Below are 16,847 nucleotides of genomic sequence, written 5' to 3' on the forward strand. Positions count from 1 at the left end.
CCGCCGTCGTGGACGACCCGGCGCTGCTGGCCGGCACCGGGCTGACCGCGGCCGATGCCGCGCCGGACGCCGCCCCGCGCGACCTGTTCGGGCTGCCGGGGTCGGGCGGCGAGCCGGTGATGCGGCTGGCGGGCTCGGTGCTCTCGCTCAAGCCGCTGCGCGCCGGGGAGGGCGTCTCGTACAACGCCACGCACGTCGCCGCGCGCGACACCCGCATCGCGCTGGTCTCCGGCGGGTTCGGGCAGGGCGTCGCCCGCTCCCTCGGCAACCGGGTGCAGGTCGAGATCGGGGGCCGGCGGCATCCGATCGTCGGCCGGGTCGCCATGGACGTCTGCGTCGTCGACGTCGCCGCCGCCCCGATCGCCGCGGACGACGAGGTCGTCTACTTCGGGGGCACCGGACCGGCCCGCGACGCGCTGGCGGAGTGGGAGGCGGCGAGCGGGCTGCGGGGCACCGAGCTGGTGTGCGCACTGGGCCTGCGCCTGCCGCGGGAGCTGGACGCATGATCGGGGCGCGGCTGCGGGTCGACCTGGGGCGGGTGCTCGCGAACATCGACGCGGTGCGGGAGCGGATCGCCCCGGCCCAGTACATGCAGGTCGTCAAGAACGACGCGTACGCGCACGGGGTCGAGCGGATCGTGTCCGCCGCGAGCGCGCACGGGGTGCGATGGTTCGGCGCCTTCGACGTGCCCACCGGGGTGCGGGCGCGAGCCGCCGCGGACGAGACGGCGCGGGTGTTCTCGTGGGTCACGGTGCGCAGCGAGGAGATCGCGCGGGCGATCGATGCCGGCATCGAGCTGGGTGTCGGCGACGCCGACTACCTGGAGCGCATCGCCATCGTGTCGGGCGGACGCGGCGTGCCGGTGCACCTGAAGATCGACACCGGCCTGCACCGCAACGGCGTGCGTCCCGAGGCGTGGGCCGGGTTCGTCGCCCGTGCCGCCGAGCTGGAGCGCGGCGGCGACATCCGCGTCGCCGGCGTCTGGAGCCACATCGCCGAGACGAGCGACGAGGCCGACGACCAGGCGCGGACCGAGTTCCTGGACGCCGTCGCCGTCGCGCGGGCGGCGGGCCTGGCGCCGGAGGTGCTGCATCTCGCGGCGAGCGCTGCCGGCTACGCACGGCCGGAGTTCCGCTTCGACCTGGTGCGCTTCGGCGCCTTCGGCTACGGCGTCCGCTCCACCGACGGGCCGGACCTGCCCGGGGTGGTCTCGGCATCCACCCTGCTCGCCGCGGTCGTCCAGGCGGGGGCCGAGACGGTCGAGGTCGGCGTCGGCGCCCTCGACGGCCTGCCATCGATCCTCGGCGGCCGGGTGTCGGTCGGCACGCCGGCGGGGCCGCGGGCGCTGCTCGAGGTGGGCGACACCTCGCTGACGGTCGCCGCGTGGCCGGGTGCCGCGGTCGGCGACGAGGTGGCCGTGTTCGGCCCCGGCGCGCTCGGCGAGCAGTCCCCGACGACGCTGGCCGAGGCCATCGGAACCGTGGGCGAGGAGATCCTGGTGCGGGTCTCGCCGCTCATCCCCCGCGAATACGTGTAACCGGGACGAGGAGGGTCAGGCGGGGTCGCCCACGAGGTTCTCCCGCAGCGTCGCACCGGTGTGCTCGGGGTCGTACCGGCCACGGCGGGACAGCTCGGGGACGACGTGGTCGACGAAGTCGTCCAGCCCGCGCGGCAGCGACGGCGTCATCAGGACGAACCCGTCCGCGGCACGGCGCGTGAAGCGCTCCTCGATCCAGTCGGCGACCTGCTCGGGGGTGCCCACCAGGAAACCGCGTCCGACGACCGCGCGGTACAGCTCGCGCAGCGTGATGCCCGGTGTCTCCTCGACGAGACGGCGGAGCAGCGCGTATCCGGTCTGCGACTGGTTGAAGCTGCCGGTCTCGGCCCAGTCGAAGTCGAACGCGGCGTCGAGGTCGCGCTCGGACAGATCCGTGCCGATCCGGTGGGAGAGGAGGTCGAGGGCGACGCGATCCGGCGTGAGCTCGAGGATCTCGGCGGCGTTCGCCCGCGCCTCGGCCTCGGTCGAGCCGAGCACGGGCGCCAGCGCGGGCAGCACGACGAGCGAACCGGGATCCCGGCCGTTGCCCGCCGCGCGCGCCTTGTAGTCCGCGTACAGCTCCTGCGCCGACGCCAACGACGGACCGCTGACGGTGAACACCGCGTCGGCCGTCGCGGCCGCGAGGGTCCTGCCCGCCTCGGACGCACCGGCCTGGAACAGCACCGGACGACCCTGCGGCGGGCGGGCGATGTTCAGCGGCCCGCGCACCGCGAAGAACTCGCCGCGGTGGTCGATCGGGTGGATGCGGTCCCGCGGCGAGTAGACGCCGGTCGTCTTGTCCGCGACGACCGCGTCGGCATCCCAGCTGGCCAGCAGCGCGTCGACGACGTCGACGAACTCGCGTCCCCGCCGGTAGCGGACGCCGTGGTCGTAGTGGGCGTCGCGGCCGAAGTTCCTCGCCTCCTCGTCGGAGGCGCTCGTCACGAGGTTCCAGCCGGCGCGGCCGCGCGACAGGTGGTCGAGCGACGCGAGCTTGCGGGCGACGTGGTAGGGCTCGTTGTACGAGGTCGAGAGGGTGGCCACCAGGCCGATGCGCTCGGTCACCTGGGAGAGCGCGCCGAGCAGGGTGAACGGCTCGAGCCGGGAGTTGACGGTGTTCTCGACGCCGGAGACGAAGCGGTCCCACACGTACAGCTCGTCGGCGAGGAAGATCGCCGCGAAGCCGCCCCGCTCCGCGGTGCGGGCGAGGTCGCGGTAGTAGCCGGCGTCGAGGAACCGCTCCGGCTGCGCACCGGGGAGCCGCCAGCTGCTGACGTGCTCCCCGCCCGGGTAGAACAGACCGAGCGCGAACCGCAGCGAACGCCCGCTCATGCCGGCACCCCGGCGGTCCGGCGCTCGCCGAGAAGGTGCCCGCGCAGGGTCGTCGTGGTGTACTCGGTGCGATGCAGCCCCCGCCGCTGCAGGATCGGCACGACGTGGTCGACGAAGAGCTCGAGCGAGTCGGGCAGCGTCGTCGGCTGCAGCGTGAAACCGTCGCTCGCGCCGGTTTCGAGCCAGTGCTCGACGAGGTCGGCGAACTGCTCCGGCGTCCCCGTGAACTCGAGCCCGCCGGGCAGGCCGGTCAGCTCGTCCGCGATCTCGCGGAAGGTCCGGCCGGTCTCACGGCTGCGGCGGGCGACCTCGTCGGTGCGGCTGCTGCGCTCGGCCGCGGCGATGACCTCCTCGCCGAGCGGGCGATCGGGATCGATGCGGTCCTGGTCGAGCCCCGCGTTGTGCGCGAGGTTGCGCCAGCGGAACTCGGGGTCGACGGCGTCCTCGAGCGCAGCCCGCTTCGCGCGGGCCTCCGCCTCGGTCGAGCCGATCACGAACGCGACGCCGGGGAGCACGAGGACGTCGTCGGCCTCCCGGCCGTGGTCGCGGACCGCCGCCCGCACCCGATCGCGGAACGCGCGCGCCGACACCGGGTCGGGCTGGGCGGTGAAGACGAGATCGGCGTGCCGCCCCGCCAGGGCGATGCCCGCTCCGGAGGAGCCGGCCTGCGCGAGGGCGGGGCGCCCCTGCGGCGAGCGCGGCAGGGTGAGCGCGCCGGCGACGTCGAAGAACCGGCCGTGGAAGTCGACGGGGCGGATCCTCGCCGTGTCCGCCCAACGCCGCGCCGTCCGGTCGTGGACGACGGCGTCCGCGTCCCAGCTGTCCCAGAGGCGCCGAGCGACCTCCACGAACTCGTCCGCCCGCGCGTAGCGCTCGTCGTGCTCCGGATGGCTCGCCAGGCCGAAGTTCCCCGCCGCCCCGGCATACCGGGTCGTGACGATGTTCCAGCCGGCGCGGCCGCCGGAGACGAAGTCGATCGTCGCCAGCCGCCGGGCGAGGTCGTACGGCGTGCCGTAGGTGGTGGAGGCGGTGGCGACGAGGCCGATGCGGGTCGTGCCCGCGGCGAGCGCCGCGACGAGCTCGAGCGGGTCGAACCCGACCTGCGGGAAGTAGCCGGCGCGGAAGATCTCCAGTCCCGGCGAGTCGGCGAAGAACACCGCGTCGAGCAGTCCACGCTCGGCGGTGCGCGTCGCCTCGGTGAGCACGCGCACATGCGCGATCGGATCGAGATCGGCCGGATCGGCGAACAGCCATGCCGACTCGTGATAGCCGACTCCGGTCAGGAAAGCCGTGAAATGGGCGTGCTGCGGCATGGCGGGTTCCTCTCGGGGGTGAGCCCACCCTCGCGCACCTCCCTCGGGCCGGACGACGGGACGCGCAGACCGGCGCAACGCGCCGCAACATGCGGCAACGGGAGGACACATGTGCCGTCGCGGCGGCGCGGCGCGTATCGTGCCAGCGTGACGCTTCCCTCCTTCGCCGGACCGGCGGACACCGCCGTCCCGGCCCGGCCCGTCGAGTCGCCGCTGCTGGCGCGGCGCTTCCCCGCGTATCCGACGCGGTTCACGTTCGAGCCCAGCAGCCGCTGGGTGCGCGGCGTGGTCGGTGAGACCGCCGTCGTCGACAGCCGGCATCAGCTCCTGATCTGGGAGCCGGGGGCGAAGGTGCCGGAGTACGCCTTTCCGCAGGAGCACGTCCGGGTGGATCTGCTCGAACCGGCGCCGGGGCGCCCGGAGCGGACTCGGGCGTTCTGGCGCCCGCGGAGCGATCACGTGCAGTGGTTCGACCTGACGGTCGGAGACCGGCGGATCCCCGGCGCCGGCTGGCGGTGGAACGTCCCGGGTCTGGAGGGCTACCTCTCGCTCAGCTGGTACCCGGACGTGCTCGACGCCTGGTACGAGGAGGACGAGCACGTCATCACGCATCCGCGCGACCCCGCCAACCGGGTCGACGTCATCGCGAGCAGCCGCCACGTCGAGGTCCGCTACCGCGATCGCCGGCTCGCCGACTCGCACGCCCCGCTGCTGCTGTTCGAGAACGGGCTGCCCACGCGCTTCTACCTGCCGGAGGCGGACGTCGACCTCGCCGCGTTGGAGCCGCTCGAGCTGAGCACCACCTGCCCGTACAAGGGCGAGGCGGATCGCTACTGGCGCGCCGCCGGCGGCCGCGAGGAGATCGCCTGGTCGTACTCGGCGCCGTTCCCCCAGGTCGCCGGGATCGCCGGCCGCATCGCCTTCTACAACGAGCGGGTCGAGCTCGTCGTCGACGGCGCCCCCTTCCGCGACGCGCGAAGCGGGTGGGCGTAGCGCTCAGGCGGCCTGCCGCAGCGCGCGGGCGGCCGCGACGAGCTCCCGGGTGTACGGATGCTCGGGGCGCGCGAAGAGCTCCTCGGCATCCTTGAGCTCGACGAGGCGGCCCTCATAGAGCACTCCGATGCGATGCGCGAGCTGGCGGACCACGGCCAGGTCGTGCGAGATGAACAGGTAGCTGACCCCGGTGCGCTGCTGGAGGCCTCGGAGCAGCTCGATGATGCGAGCCTGGATCGACACGTCCAGCGCGGACGTCGGCTCGTCGCAGACGACGAGGGGCACCCGTCCGGCGAAGGCCCGCGCGATCGCGACGCGCTGCTTCTGCCCGCCCGAGAGCTGCGCCGGCAACGCGTCGAGGAGCTCCGGCGCGAGGCCGACGCTGGCCGCGAGCTCCGCGACGCTCAGCTCGCCGTGGAGCAACCGGATCGAGCGGGCGAGCACCTTCCGCACCGAGTGACGGGGGTTCAGCGAGGCGTCCGGGTTCTGGAAGACCATCTGCACCGGAGGACGCCGGCCGAGCGCCTCGGGGACGTCGATGCGGACGGCGCCCTCGAAACCGGTGATCCCGGCGAGGCAGCGGCCCAGGGTCGACTTGCCCGATCCGGACTCGCCGACGATGCCGAGCACCTCGCCGCGGCGGATGCTGAGGCTGACCTCGTCGAGGGCCAGGTGGCGCTGATAGCGCTTGCGCAGGCCCTCGACCACGACGAGAGGCGCGGCCGCGACCGGCGGGGGCGGCGCCGGGGCGCTCAACGAGGGCTGGGCGGCCACGAGCGCCCGGGTGTACTCCTGCCGGGGGGCGCCGAGCACGTCGGCGGCGGCGCCCTCCTCGACCAGGACACCGGAGCGCAGCACGCCGAGGCGATGGCAGTGGGCGGCGACGAGCGGCAGGTTGTGGCTGATGAGCAGGGTCGCGAACCCGAGCTCGCGGCGCAGCTCGTCGATCAGGGTCATGATCTCGGTCTCGATCTTGCTGTCGAGCCCGGTGGTCGGCTCGTCGAGGATGAGCAGCTTCGGACGGGCCGCCAGCGCCGTGGCGATGACGACGCGCTGCTGCTGGCCGCCGGAGAGCTCGTGCGGGAAGCGTCCGGCGATCGCGCCGGGCTGCGGCAACCGGACGCGCTCGAACGCCCGGCGGACGCCCGCCCGGGCGGCGCGGCGGTCGGCGCCGTGCAGGCGGAGCACCTCGGCGACCTGCTCGCCGACCGGCATCGTCGGGTTGAGGGCGAGCCCCGGCTCCTGGTAGACGACCCCGAGCGTGTCGGCGCGGTAGGCGCGCAGCGCGGCACGGTCCAAGCCCAGCACGGCGGCACCGGCGACCGTGAGCCGGTCCGCCCGGAGCGCCGCATCCGGCGGCAGGTACCGGGTGAGGGCGAGGGCGATGGTGCTCTTGCCGGAGCCGGACTCCCCGACCAGGCCGTAGGACTCGCCGGCGGCGATGGTGAAGGAGACGTCGCGGACGGCGGGCCGGCCCCGGTACGCGACGGTGAGACGGTCGACGGCGACGAGCGGCTCGCTCACTCGGAGACCTCCTTGATGTTGTCGGCGACCAGATGGGTCGACACGATGACGGAGGCCACCGCCAGTGCGGGGAAGACCACCGTCCACCAGGCGCTCTGGATGTAGACCCGGTTGTCGCTGATGGCCAGGCCCCAGTCCGGCGACGGCGGCTGCGAGCCGAGCCCGAGGAAGCTCAGCGACGCGGTCATGAAGATCGCCGCGGCCAGGCTCAGGGTGGCCTGGATGATGATCGTCGGCAGGACGTTCGGCAGCAGCTCCCGCACGATGATGACCGGCCCGCGCTCGCCCTGCAGCCTGGCCGAGGTGACGTAGTTCTTGCCCATCTCGGCGAGCGTCGTGGCGCGGATGATGCGGGCGATGCCCGGGGTGAAGACGATGCCGACGACGAGGATGAGCGCGGGCGTGGACACGCCGAACGCCCCGACCAGCACGATGATGAAGATGAGGGGCGGCAGCACGGCGAGCACGTCGAAGGCCCGCATGAAGAGCGTGTCGGTGATGCCCCGGTAGTAGCCCGCGACGAGTCCGAGCGCGGCGCCCAGGACCGTGGCGATGACGGAGCCCAGCGGGCCGACCAGCAGCGCGCTGTCGGCGCCCGCGACGACGCGCGCCAGCACGTCCCGGCCCAGGTAGTCGGTGCCGAACAGGTGCTCCAGGCTCGGCGGCGAGAGCAGCGCACCCGCCTTGCCGTAGGGGTCGAGCCCGACGAGCGGCCAGCCGGCGGCCGCGATCACCCAGCACAGGAGGATGATCGCGCTGATCACGAACGTCGGACGCCGCAGCAGCGCGAGCGTCCGCCCGCGCGCGGTGAGGCGGCGGTGAGGGTGGTCGACGCCGAGCTGCTCGATGAGCGTCTCGGCGGTGACGGCGCCGGCCGGCACGGTGGCGGTCATCGTTCGTCTCCCGACTCGAAGCGGATCCGCGGGTCCATCAGGATCAGGCCGATGTCGGTGAGCAGCAGGGCGAGCAGGGAGACGAGCCCGGTGACCATGATGCCGTCGGTCAGCAGCACGACGTCCTTGCCCGACGTCGCCTTGACGATCGCGGCGCCGAGACCCGGATAGCTGAACAGGGTCTCCACGATGGCGCTTCCCCCGAGCAGGCCGCCGAGGTAGATGCCCAGCAGCGAGAGCGTGGGAACGAGCGCGTTGCGGACGACGTGCCGGCGCAGCACCTGCCACCGGCCCAGGCCCTTGAGCACGGCCGTGCGGTGGTAATGCGCTGTGATGGCCGACGCGGTCCCCGTGCGGACCATCCGGGTCAGCACGGCGAGGTAGGCGATCGCCAGTGTGATCGCCGGCAGCGTCATGACCGCCAGCTGGTCGCCGAAGCCGCCGGAGAGGGCGCTCGCCGCCTGCACCGGGACGAGCGGGAAGACGACCGCGAAGAGCACGAGCAGGAGCACGCCGATGACGAACTCGGGCATCGCCGAGAGCGCCATGAGCGTGATCGTGATCGCCCGGTCGCTGCGTCTGCCCGCTCGATACGCCTGCACCGCCCCGAGCACGATCGAGATCGGCACCATCAGCACGAAGGCGTAGAGGCCCAGCAGCAGCGAGTTGACCAGCCGGGCGAGGATGAACTCGCGCGCCGGGACGAGGTAGAGGAAGCTGTCGCCCCAGTTCCCGGTGACGAAGCCGCCCAGCCAGCTCAGGTACCGGCTGAGGAACGATCCGGTCAGACCGTGATCGGCGTCCCATGCCTGCACCTGTTCCAGGGTGGCGTAGGGGCCGAGGGCGTTGCGTCCCGGGTCGCCGGGCACGATCTGGATGAGCCAGAACGTCAGGATCGACACCAGCAGCAGGATGACCGGGATCTGCACGACACGTCTCGTGAGCAGGCGCAGCACCCGGGCGCGCCGTCCGGCGGGCACGCCGACCCCACGGCGGGCGCTGAGCGCGTCCGCGCGCGGGGTCGTCGAGGTCACCGTGTCGCCTGCGTCGATCGGATGCCGGTCAGTCGCTGACCGTGATTCCTCGGTAGTCCTGGCTCCACGCCCGCGAGCTCTGGAAGTCGCCCTGCACGCTGAGGCTGAGCAGGGTGTCCGACTCCTGGAAGGCGGCGATGACGACGGGGACGTCGGTCCATTCGATCTCGGCGATCTGGTCCGTCAGGCTCTGCTGCTCGTCGGCGTCGGTGGTCGCGTCGAACTGTGCGCTGAGGTCCTCCAGCGTCGGGTTCGCATAGTGCGAGGCGTTCCACGAGCTGGTCGAGCTGTAGATCAGGCCGACGTACTGGCTCGGCAGCCGCTCGGCCCAGTCGGTGATCGTCACGGCCGCGTTGAGCCAGGGCGTGCTGTCGCCGTCGGCGTAGTACTCCGCCTCCGTGAGGATGTCGAGGTCCACGGTGAAGTACCCGGTCGCCTCCAGCTGCTGCTGGATCAGCTCCGCGTACGTCTGCTCCCCCTCGTAGGTCGTGAGGGTGAAGCTGACGGTCCGACCGTCCAGCAGCTCCGCGACCTTGTCGAGATCCTGGGAGCGCTGGGTCAGCCCCTCCGGCTGGATGCCGTAGTCCGGGAAGTACGGGACGTCGTTGGCGACGACCCCGTTGCCCCCGTAGACGGTGTCGACGATCGCGTCGCGGTCGAGCGCCCAGGCGACCGCCTCGCGCACGTCCGCGTCGTCGAACGGAGCCTGGTCCACGTTGAAGGTGAGGCCGTCGAACTTGACGTACCCGGACTGGACCTCACGGTAGTCGGAGGTGTCCAGCGCGGCGGTGACCTCCGTGGAGGCGCTGATCGAGTCGATCTCGCCGCTCTGGAACGCGAGCAGCTGCGACTGCGTGTCGGCGTAGAACTTGATCTCGACGCCGTCGAGCAGGACGTTGTCGGCGTCCCAGTAGTTCGGGTTCCTCGTGTAGACCACGCCCTGCCCGGCGGTGTAGCTCTGGAGGACGAACTGCCCGGCGCCGACCGGGTCCTGCAGCCAGTTCGTGTCGTCCACGCCGGCGGGCAGGATGTAGGTGTCGGTGCCGGCGAGCAGGTACGGGAAGTCCGAGTAGGCGCGGTCGAGGGTGAACACCACCGAGCTGTCGTCGGAACCGGCCGCGACGGAGTCCAGGATGCCGGAGAAGCTGCTCTTGGCGGGCGACTGGCTGTCGTCCGCGATGATCGAGTCGAAGCTCTCGACGACGTCCTGCGTCGTGATCGCGCTGCCATCGCTGAACTCGGCGCCCTCCCGCAGCTGGACGGTCCAGGTCAGGCCGTCCGAGGAGGCCTCCCAGCCGGTCGCGAGCTGCGGCAGGAGCGTGCCGTCGCTGGTCACCTCGATCAACGAGGCGTTCGCGAGGCTGACGATGATCTGGGCGGCTGCCGCGGAGGCGGTCTGCGGCGTGATGTTGCCGTCCGGCTCGGCCACGCCGAACACGTACGTGCCGCCGTCGGCATCGCCGGCCGTGGCCGCCTGCGTGCCGTCGCTGCAGCCGGCGAGCGCGGCGAGCGCGACCACGACCGTGGCGGCGAGCGCGAGCCGCGGCGTGCGCGAGGGAAGGAAGATGGACATGTGCGGTGCTCCGTCTCCGCGCCGTGGCGCGTTCGGGTGAGGGACATCAGGACGTCGAGATGCAGCGGCTTCGGGGCCGATCCCGTTACCGTCGCCGCCCTCTCACCCGCCCGCCAACACGCGCCGACACATGCCGTCACAGGCGGTCACAGGTCGTAGCGCATGCCCGGGGACGACGGACCCGGCGCATGATCGGGATGACCGCATCCGCCGGAACGAGAGGAACACCATGCCGGAGATCCAGGAACGCCAGACCCCCGACGGGCTCATCCGGGTGGAGCCCTTCCCCGGCCGCGTGACCGTCCGACGCGGCGAGCTGGTGCTCGCCACCTCGGACCGGGCCGTGGTGCTCCGCGAACGCGATCATCTGGACCGGTACTACCTGCCGCGGGAGGACGTCCGTCTGGACGCGCTGACGCCGCTGGACCGGTCGAGCTTCTGCCCCTGGAAGGGCACCGCCTCCGACTACTGGGCGCTCCCCGAGAGCCCGGCAGATCCCGTCGCCTGGTCGTATCCGGCAGCCTTCGACAGCGTCGCCGGCATCCGAGGACGCATCGCGTTCTACGACGAGAAGCTTCTCGTGGAGGCCGTGGGCTGAGCGCCGCGGAGATCTGAGACCGGCTGCGCATCCGCCGCCCGCGGCGCGGGTGCGAGCACGGCCACGACGATCCCGGCCAGGGCCAGGGCGCTGCCCGCGACCTTGATCGCCTCGACCGGCTCGCCCAGCAGGACCGCGAACGCGTAGCCGAGCGCGGGCACGGCCCCGGTCGCGGTGCCCGCGACGGCCGCGGGCACGCGCTCGGCGCCGTAGCTGAACAGCGCCATGGTCGGCCCGGTGACGATCACCGCGAGGAAGAGGATGCTCGCCCAGCCGGCGCCGCCGGCGGGCCACGCCGCGATGCCGGCCGCGGCTTCCCACCCCAGCCACGGCAGCAGCAGCGCGGCGCCCCACAGCGCCGTCGCGGTGGCGAGGACGACCGGGTCGGCGACGACGCCGGCGGCCGGATGCCGGGAACCGACCCGGCGCAGGAGCACGGTGTAGACCGCGTACGAGAGCAGACCGCCCACCAGCAGCAGCGCACCGAGCCCGAACTGCGCGGAGCCGACGGACCCCGCCACCACGCCCACGACAGTCAAGGAGAAGCCGAGGAGCATCCGGGGGGTCACCCGCTCACCGAGCAGGAGCCAGGCCAGCAGGGCCGTGAACACCGGCAGCGACGCCGACATCAGCGAGGCGGTGCCGGCGGTCGACAGCGCGAGCCCGAGATTGCTCGGCAGGTAGAACAACGAGACGCCGGTGAGACCGAACAGGACCGTCGTCGGGCGCGCGAGCGCCCGCCCCAGTGCGACGAGCCCGCCGGCCCCGCGCCGCAGGGCGATCAGAGCGACCAGCGGCGGCACCGCGAGGAGCAGGCGCAGTTCGGCGACCACGGCGGGCGAGGCGGTCACGAGCACCACGGCGCTGAGTCCGTACGCGGTCGACCACAGCACGACCGAGACGGCGACCGCGGCCGACGGCAGCCAGGGCCGGCTCACCTCCGTCATGACACCGCGCTCATCGGCACGAACACCTCCTCACACAGAGCACACACCGTCGGCGCCGTCGAGCGGCGTCTCTGTGTCGGAGCATGACCGTCGCGTGTCCGCATATTACAGGGGCGGCCGGGTGCTGCGGGGACCGGCTCCTACGGTCGTCCTCATGGCCTTGGACCCCGTGGACCGCATCGTCACGACGCCGCTCCATGTCGGACTGTTCGCCCACATCGCCGACGAGGCCGACGAGCTCGGCGCGGTCTACCGCGACTTCCTCGAGCTGTTCACGGTCGCCGAGCGTGTCGGCGTCGAATACGCCTGGGTCAGGCAGTTCCACCTCCGCAACCCCGGCAACCGCAACCGCGGTGGACTGCCGTCGCCGTTCGTCTTCCTCTCCCACCTGGCGGCCCGCACCTCACGGATCCGGCTGGGCACCGCCGCCGTGACGCTGCCGCTGGAGCGGCCGCTCCGCGTCGCGGAGGACGCCGCCGTCCTCGACCTGCTCAGCGACGGCCGCGTCGAGCTGGGGCTCGCCAACGGCGGTTTCCCCGCTCTCGCCGGGGCGCTCGGCGCGTCGTACGTCGAGGACCAGAGCGACCGCCGGGCCGCGTACCTCGCCGCCGTCGACGCGGTCGCCGACGCGCTGCGCGGCCGCCCGCTGAACGAGCAGGGCGATCTGCTCGCACCGGCGAGCCCGGAGCTGGCCGGACGCATCTGGCAGGCGACCCTCACCGAGCGCAGCGCCTTCGAGGCGGGCGCGCGCGGCGAGGGCGTGCTGCTCGGCACGACGCAGGTGGTGCCGGCGGAGGTGTCGGCCGCCGCATACCACCGTGGTCTCGCCGAAGGCGCCACCGCCCGCGTGGGGGTGTCGACCTGGATCTTCCCCGCCGCGGACCGCGCCACCGCCCTGCGGCTCGCGGAACGCGGCATCCGCCGCAAGTGGGAATGGGCGAAGGGCTTCCTCGCGCCGTCGACGACGCTCGAGGAGATCGCCGCGACGCTCAACATCCACTACGGCTCGGCCGGGCAGATCGCGGACTCGATCGCGCGGCATCCCGCCTTCCGCTACACGACGCACCTGCAGCTGCAGGTCGACGGGCTGTACGACAGCCTGGCGCAGCGCGAGGACGCCGTCGCGCTGTTCGTCACCGAGGTCGCCCCGGCGCTGGGGTGGGCCCCGGCGACGGCGACGGTGTGAGCGGGACGGGCGCGCGGCCCGCGTAGCCGAGCACGCAACCCCGCCCCGGTGTCGGCGGGAACGGGGATGATGGTCCGGTGCCTCTCGACCGGTTCTCCCCTGCCACGCAGGACTGGTTCCGCGGCGCGTTCCAGGCCCCCACCCCGGCGCAGGCCGGAGCATGGGAGGCGATCTCGCGCGGCAGGCACGCGCTCGTGGTGGCCCCGACCGGCTCGGGCAAGACGCTGTCGGCGTTCCTCTGGGCGATCGACCGAGTCTTCCGGGATCGGGCGGGGACGGATGCCGAGGCCCCGCCACGGGGGAAGGAGGCGCCGGCGCGCACCCGCATCCTGTACGTGTCGCCGCTGAAGGCGCTCGGCGTCGACGTCGAGCGCAACCTCCGCTCACCGCTGGTGGGCATCGGCCAGTCCGCGCGGCGCCTCGGCCTGCCGGCGCCCGGCGTCACCGTGGGGGTCCGGTCCGGCGACACCCCGGCGGCCGACCGGCGGAGACTGCTGACCGATCCGCCGGACATCCTCATCACGACCCCCGAGTCGCTGTACCTGATGCTCACCAGCCAGGCCGCGCAGACGCTGCGCGAGGTGCACACCGTCATCGTCGACGAGGTGCATGCGGTCGCCGCGACCAAGCGGGGCGCGCACCTGGCGGTGAGCCTGGAACGGCTCGACGCGCTGCTCGAGAAGCCCGCGCAGCGCATCGGCCTGTCGGCGACGGTGCGCCCGATCGACGAGGTCGCCCGGTTCCTCGGCGGCGCGGCACCGGTCGAGATCGTCGCACCGCGAGCCTCGAAGACGTTCGAGCTGAGCGTCGTCGTGCCGGTCGACGACATGCAGCACCCCCCGCCCCCGCCCGGACGCGCGGATCCCGACGCGGACGGCGAGTGGTTCGAGGCCGGCGCGGGGCAGGACGCGACCGAGGTCACCGGGTCGCTGTGGCCGCACGTCGAGGAGGCGATCGTGGACCGCATCCTGGCCCACCGGTCCACCATCGTGTTCGCCAACTCGCGCCGGCTCGCAGAGCGCCTGACGGCGCGGCTGAACGAGATCCACGGCGAGCGCGTGGGCTCCTCCGACGCCGTGCTCGCCAAGGCGCACCACGGCTCGGTGTCGAAGGAGCAGCGCGCGCAGGTCGAGGAGGAGCTGAAGTCGGGCCTGCTGCGGTGCGTCGTCGCCACGAGCAGCCTCGAGCTCGGCATCGACATGGGCGCGGTCGACCTCGTGATCCAGGTGGAGGCGCCGCCGTCGGCGGCCTCCGGGCTGCAGCGCATCGGCCGGGCGGGGCACCAGGTCGGCGAGGTGAGCCGCGCGGCGCTGTTCCCGAAGCACCGTGGCGACGTGCTGCACACCGCGGTGGTGACGGAGCGGATGCTGGCCGGCGCGATCGAGGCGATCCGCATCCCCCGCAACCCCCTCGACATCCTCGCGCAGCAGACCGTCGCCGCGTGCGCGCGGGGACCCATCGAGGTCGAGGACTGGTACGAGCAGGTGCGCCGGTCGGCGCCGTTCCGTGCCCTGCCGCGCTCGGCGTACGAGGCGACCCTCGACCTCCTGGCCGGCCGCTACCCGTCCGACGAGTTCGCCGAGCTGCGGCCGCGCCTGGTGTGGGACCGCGATCACGGCACGCTGACCGGGCGGCCCGGCGCGCAGCGGATCGCGGTCACGAGCGGCGGCACGATCCCCGACCGCGGCCTGTTCGCGGTGTATGTCGCGGGCGAGACGCAGAACGCCCGCGTCGGCGAGCTCGACGAGGAGATGGTCTACGAGTCGCGTGTGAACGACGTGTTCACGCTCGGCACCACGAGCTGGCGGATCGTGGAGATCACGCACGACCGCGTCAACGTCGTGCCGGCCTTCGGCGTGCCGGGCAAGGTGCCGTTCTGGCACGGCGACGGCATCGGCCGGCCCGCCGAGCTGGGCGAGGCGCTGGGCCGGTTCTCGCGCGAGGTGCAGGCAGCGGCGCCCGAGACCGTGCACGACCGGCTCACCGAGGCGGGCCTCGACCCGAACGCGCAGGGCAACCTGCTGGCCTACCTCGCCGAGCAGCGCGAGGCGACCGGATCCATCCCGACGGACCGGATGCTGACGGTCGAGCGGTCCCGCGACGAGGTGGGCGACTGGCGGGTCATCCTGCATTCCCCGTACGGCATGCAGGTGCACGCGCCGTGGGCGCTGGCGGTGAACGCCCGCATCCGCGAGCGCCTCGGCGTCGAGGGATCGGCGGTCGCCAGCGACGACGGCATCATCGCCCGCATCCCGGACGCCGAGGCGGAGCCGCCCGGCGCCGAGCTGTTCGTCTTCGACGCCGACGAGCTGGAGCGCATCGTCACCTCCGAGGTCGGCGGGTCGGCCCTGTTCGCCTCGCGGTTCCGGGAGTGCGCGGCGCGGGCGCTGCTGATGCCGCGCACCAACCCGTCCCGTCGGAGCCCGCTGTGGCAGCAGCGGCAGCGGTCCGCGCAGCTGCTGGAGGTGGCGCGGCGGCATCCGACGTTCCCGATCATCCTCGAGACGCTGCGCGAGGTGCTGCAGGACGTCTACGACCTGCCCGCGCTCACCGACATCGCCCGGCGCATCGCCGACCGGCGCATCCGGCTCGTCGAGACCACGACCGCGCAGCCGTCGCCGTACGCCCGCGACCTGCTGTTCGGATATGTCGGTGCGTTCATGTACGAGGGCGACTCGCCGCTGGCCGAGCGGCGGGCGGCGGCGCTGTCGGTCGACCCGGCCCTGCTGAGCGAGCTGCTGGGGACCGTGGAGATGCGGGAGCTGCTCGACCCGGACGTGATCGCGCAGTACGAGCGAGAGGTGCAGCGGCTCGACCCCGAGCGCCGGGTGCGCGGCGTCGAGGGGGTCGCCGACCTGCTGCGGCTGCTCGGGCCGTTGTCGGTGACGGAGATCGCGGCGCGGCTGGAGTCGGGCGACCCGGCCGCGCGACCCGCCGCGTTCGCCGAGGAGCTGGTGACCGCCCGCCGCGCGATCCGTGTGCACCTGGCCGGCGAGGAGCGCCTCGCGGCGATCGAGGACGCCGGGCGCCTGCGCGACGCGCTGGGCGCCGCGCTCCCGGTGGGACTGCCGACCGCGTTCCTGGAGCCCGCCGCCGATCCGCTCGGCGATCTCGTCGCCCGGTTCGCCCGCACGCACGGTCCGTTCACCGCGGATGCCGTCGGCGCCCGCTTCGGGGTCGGCGTCGCGGTCGCCCGCCACGCCCTGCAGCGTCTCGAGGCCGCCGGACGCGTGGTCGGCGGCTATTTCCTGCCCGAGACCGCCACCGCCCGGCCGGAGGAGGCGGAGTGGTGCGACGCCGAGGTGCTGCGACGGCTGCGGATGCGCTCGCTCGCCGCGATCCGCGGCAGCGTGGAGCCGGTGCCGCCCGACGCGTTCGCGCGGTTCCTGCCGGACTGGCAGCATCTGGTGCGACCGCTCGACGGCATCGACGGCGTGCTCGCGGCGATCGAGCAGCTGGCCGGCGTGCCGATCCCGGCGAGCGCGTGGGAGTCGCTGATCCTGCCCGGACGGGTGCGCGACTACACGCCCGCGATGCTCGACGAGCTGACCGCGACCGGCGAGGTGCTGTGGTCCGGCCACGGGTCGCTGCCCGGACGCGACGGATGGATCGCCCTGCACCCGGCGGATGCCGCATCCCTCACGCTCCCCGCCCCCGACGACGAGATCGCGACCGGGTCGCTCGACGCGCAGGTGCTCGCCGCGCTCGCGCACGGCGGCGCGTACTTCGCGGGGCAGCTGCGCGAGGCCACCGGCGCCGAGAACGAGCAGGCGGTGCTCGACGCGCTGTGGCGGCTGGCGTGGGCCGGCCGGGTCACCAACGACACGTTCGCCCCGGTGCGGGGGCTGCTGTCGGCCGGGTCGCAGGCCCACCGCGCCGTGCGGCGCGCTCCGCGGGCACGGGTGTTCCGCGGAGCG

Annotated in this window: 13 protein-coding genes; 6 read left to right on the plus strand and 7 right to left on the minus strand. The window is 73.4% G+C overall.

Annotated features, from left to right (window positions below; translation table 11 throughout):
* Positions 1-506, plus strand: a 506-nt coding sequence (locus QM626_RS05840; protein ID WP_415074937.1) for an alanine racemase C-terminal domain-containing protein, incomplete at its 5' end; no start/stop codon positions are given.
* Complete coding sequence (locus QM626_RS05845; RefSeq protein WP_415074940.1) at positions 503-1,537, plus strand: alanine racemase; 1,035 nt, start codon at positions 503-505, stop codon at positions 1,535-1,537. The genes QM626_RS05840 and QM626_RS05845, both read left to right, overlap by 4 nt.
* A gap of 15 nt (positions 1,538-1,552) precedes the next feature.
* Here QM626_RS05845 and QM626_RS05850 read toward each other — a convergent pair whose 3' ends face one another.
* Both QM626_RS05850 and QM626_RS05855 read right to left on the minus strand, forming a co-directional pair.
* Positions 1,553-2,869: an LLM class flavin-dependent oxidoreductase gene (locus QM626_RS05850; protein ID WP_415074942.1), complete on the minus strand. Its 1,317-nt coding sequence runs from the start codon at positions 2,867-2,869 to the stop codon at positions 1,553-1,555.
* Positions 2,866-4,182 (minus strand): NtaA/DmoA family FMN-dependent monooxygenase, encoded by a 1,317-nt coding sequence (locus QM626_RS05855; protein WP_415074944.1) that lies wholly within the window; start codon positions 4,180-4,182, stop codon positions 2,866-2,868. The genes QM626_RS05850 and QM626_RS05855 overlap by 4 nt, the downstream gene beginning before the upstream one ends.
* 147 nt (positions 4,183-4,329) lie before the next feature.
* Between QM626_RS05855 and QM626_RS05860 the strand changes: the two genes are divergently transcribed.
* A complete protein-coding gene (locus QM626_RS05860; protein WP_415074946.1) occupies positions 4,330-5,175 on the plus strand; it encodes a DUF427 domain-containing protein in 846 nt (281 codons plus the stop codon).
* A 3-nt stretch (positions 5,176-5,178) separates the two neighbouring features.
* Here the strand turns inward: QM626_RS05860 and QM626_RS05865 are convergent, their stop codons facing one another.
* Genes QM626_RS05865 through QM626_RS05880 form a run of 4 tightly spaced genes read right to left on the minus strand, consistent with a single transcriptional unit; the run spans position 5,179 to position 10,199 of the window.
* Positions 5,179-6,699, minus strand: a complete 1,521-nt coding sequence (locus QM626_RS05865; protein ID WP_415074948.1) for an ATP-binding cassette domain-containing protein — start codon at positions 6,697-6,699, stop codon at positions 5,179-5,181.
* Positions 6,696-7,592: an ABC transporter permease gene (locus QM626_RS05870; RefSeq protein ID WP_415074950.1), complete on the minus strand. Its 897-nt coding sequence runs from the start codon at positions 7,590-7,592 to the stop codon at positions 6,696-6,698. Before QM626_RS05870 ends, QM626_RS05865 begins: the two co-directional genes overlap by 4 nt.
* A complete protein-coding gene (locus tag QM626_RS05875) occupies positions 7,589-8,626 on the minus strand; it encodes an ABC transporter permease (protein ID WP_415074952.1) in 1,038 nt (345 codons plus the stop codon). The genes QM626_RS05870 and QM626_RS05875 overlap by 4 nt, the downstream gene beginning before the upstream one ends.
* Before the next feature lie 28 nt (positions 8,627-8,654).
* The gene (locus tag QM626_RS05880; RefSeq protein ID WP_415074954.1) at positions 8,655-10,199 is read right to left on the minus strand and encodes an ABC transporter substrate-binding protein; all 1,545 of its coding nucleotides are present in this window, start codon (positions 10,197-10,199) and stop codon (positions 8,655-8,657) included.
* A 229-nt stretch (positions 10,200-10,428) separates the two neighbouring features.
* Here QM626_RS05880 and QM626_RS05885 point away from each other — a divergent pair, with 229 nt between their 5' ends.
* On the plus strand, positions 10,429-10,797 hold the full coding sequence (locus QM626_RS05885; protein WP_415074956.1) for a DUF427 domain-containing protein: 369 nt from the start codon (positions 10,429-10,431) through the stop codon (positions 10,795-10,797).
* Here QM626_RS05885 and QM626_RS05890 read toward each other — a convergent pair.
* Positions 10,761-11,744 (minus strand): DMT family transporter, encoded by a 984-nt coding sequence (locus QM626_RS05890; RefSeq protein WP_415074958.1) that lies wholly within the window; start codon positions 11,742-11,744, stop codon positions 10,761-10,763. The genes QM626_RS05885 and QM626_RS05890 overlap by 37 nt on opposite strands.
* A gap of 154 nt (positions 11,745-11,898) precedes the next feature.
* On the opposite strand from QM626_RS05890, the gene QM626_RS05895 reads away from it, so the two are divergent.
* Both QM626_RS05895 and QM626_RS05900 read left to right on the plus strand, forming a co-directional pair.
* Positions 11,899-12,930 (plus strand): LLM class flavin-dependent oxidoreductase, encoded by a 1,032-nt coding sequence (locus tag QM626_RS05895; protein WP_415074961.1) that lies wholly within the window; start codon positions 11,899-11,901, stop codon positions 12,928-12,930.
* Between the two features lie 77 nt (positions 12,931-13,007).
* On the plus strand, positions 13,008-16,847 hold a 3,840-nt coding region (locus tag QM626_RS05900; RefSeq protein ID WP_415074963.1), incomplete at its 3' end, for a DEAD/DEAH box helicase.

Source organism: Microbacterium sp., from assembly GCF_047606385.1.
Classification (GTDB): Bacteria; Actinomycetota; Actinomycetes; order Actinomycetales; family Microbacteriaceae; genus Microbacterium.

Bases quoted from the DNA above. Each gene is read 5' to 3' on its own strand.
- QM626_RS05845 (WP_415074940.1), top strand. From the start codon at position 503: ATGATCGGGGCGCGGCTGCGGGTCGACCTGGGGCGGGTGCTCGCGAAC.
- QM626_RS05850 (WP_415074942.1), bottom strand. From the start codon at position 2,869: ATGAGCGGGCGTTCGCTGCGGTTCGCGCTCGGTCTGTTCTACCCGGGC.
- QM626_RS05855 (WP_415074944.1), bottom strand. From the start codon at position 4,182: ATGCCGCAGCACGCCCATTTCACGGCTTTCCTGACCGGAGTCGGCTAT.
- QM626_RS05870 (WP_415074950.1), bottom strand. From the start codon at position 7,592: ATGACCGCCACCGTGCCGGCCGGCGCCGTCACCGCCGAGACGCTCATC.
- QM626_RS05880 (WP_415074954.1), bottom strand. From the start codon at position 10,199: ATGTCCATCTTCCTTCCCTCGCGCACGCCGCGGCTCGCGCTCGCCGCC.
- QM626_RS05885 (WP_415074956.1), top strand. From the start codon at position 10,429: ATGCCGGAGATCCAGGAACGCCAGACCCCCGACGGGCTCATCCGGGTG.
- QM626_RS05890 (WP_415074958.1), bottom strand. From the start codon at position 11,744: ATGACGGAGGTGAGCCGGCCCTGGCTGCCGTCGGCCGCGGTCGCCGTC.
- QM626_RS05895 (WP_415074961.1), top strand. From the start codon at position 11,899: ATGGCCTTGGACCCCGTGGACCGCATCGTCACGACGCCGCTCCATGTC.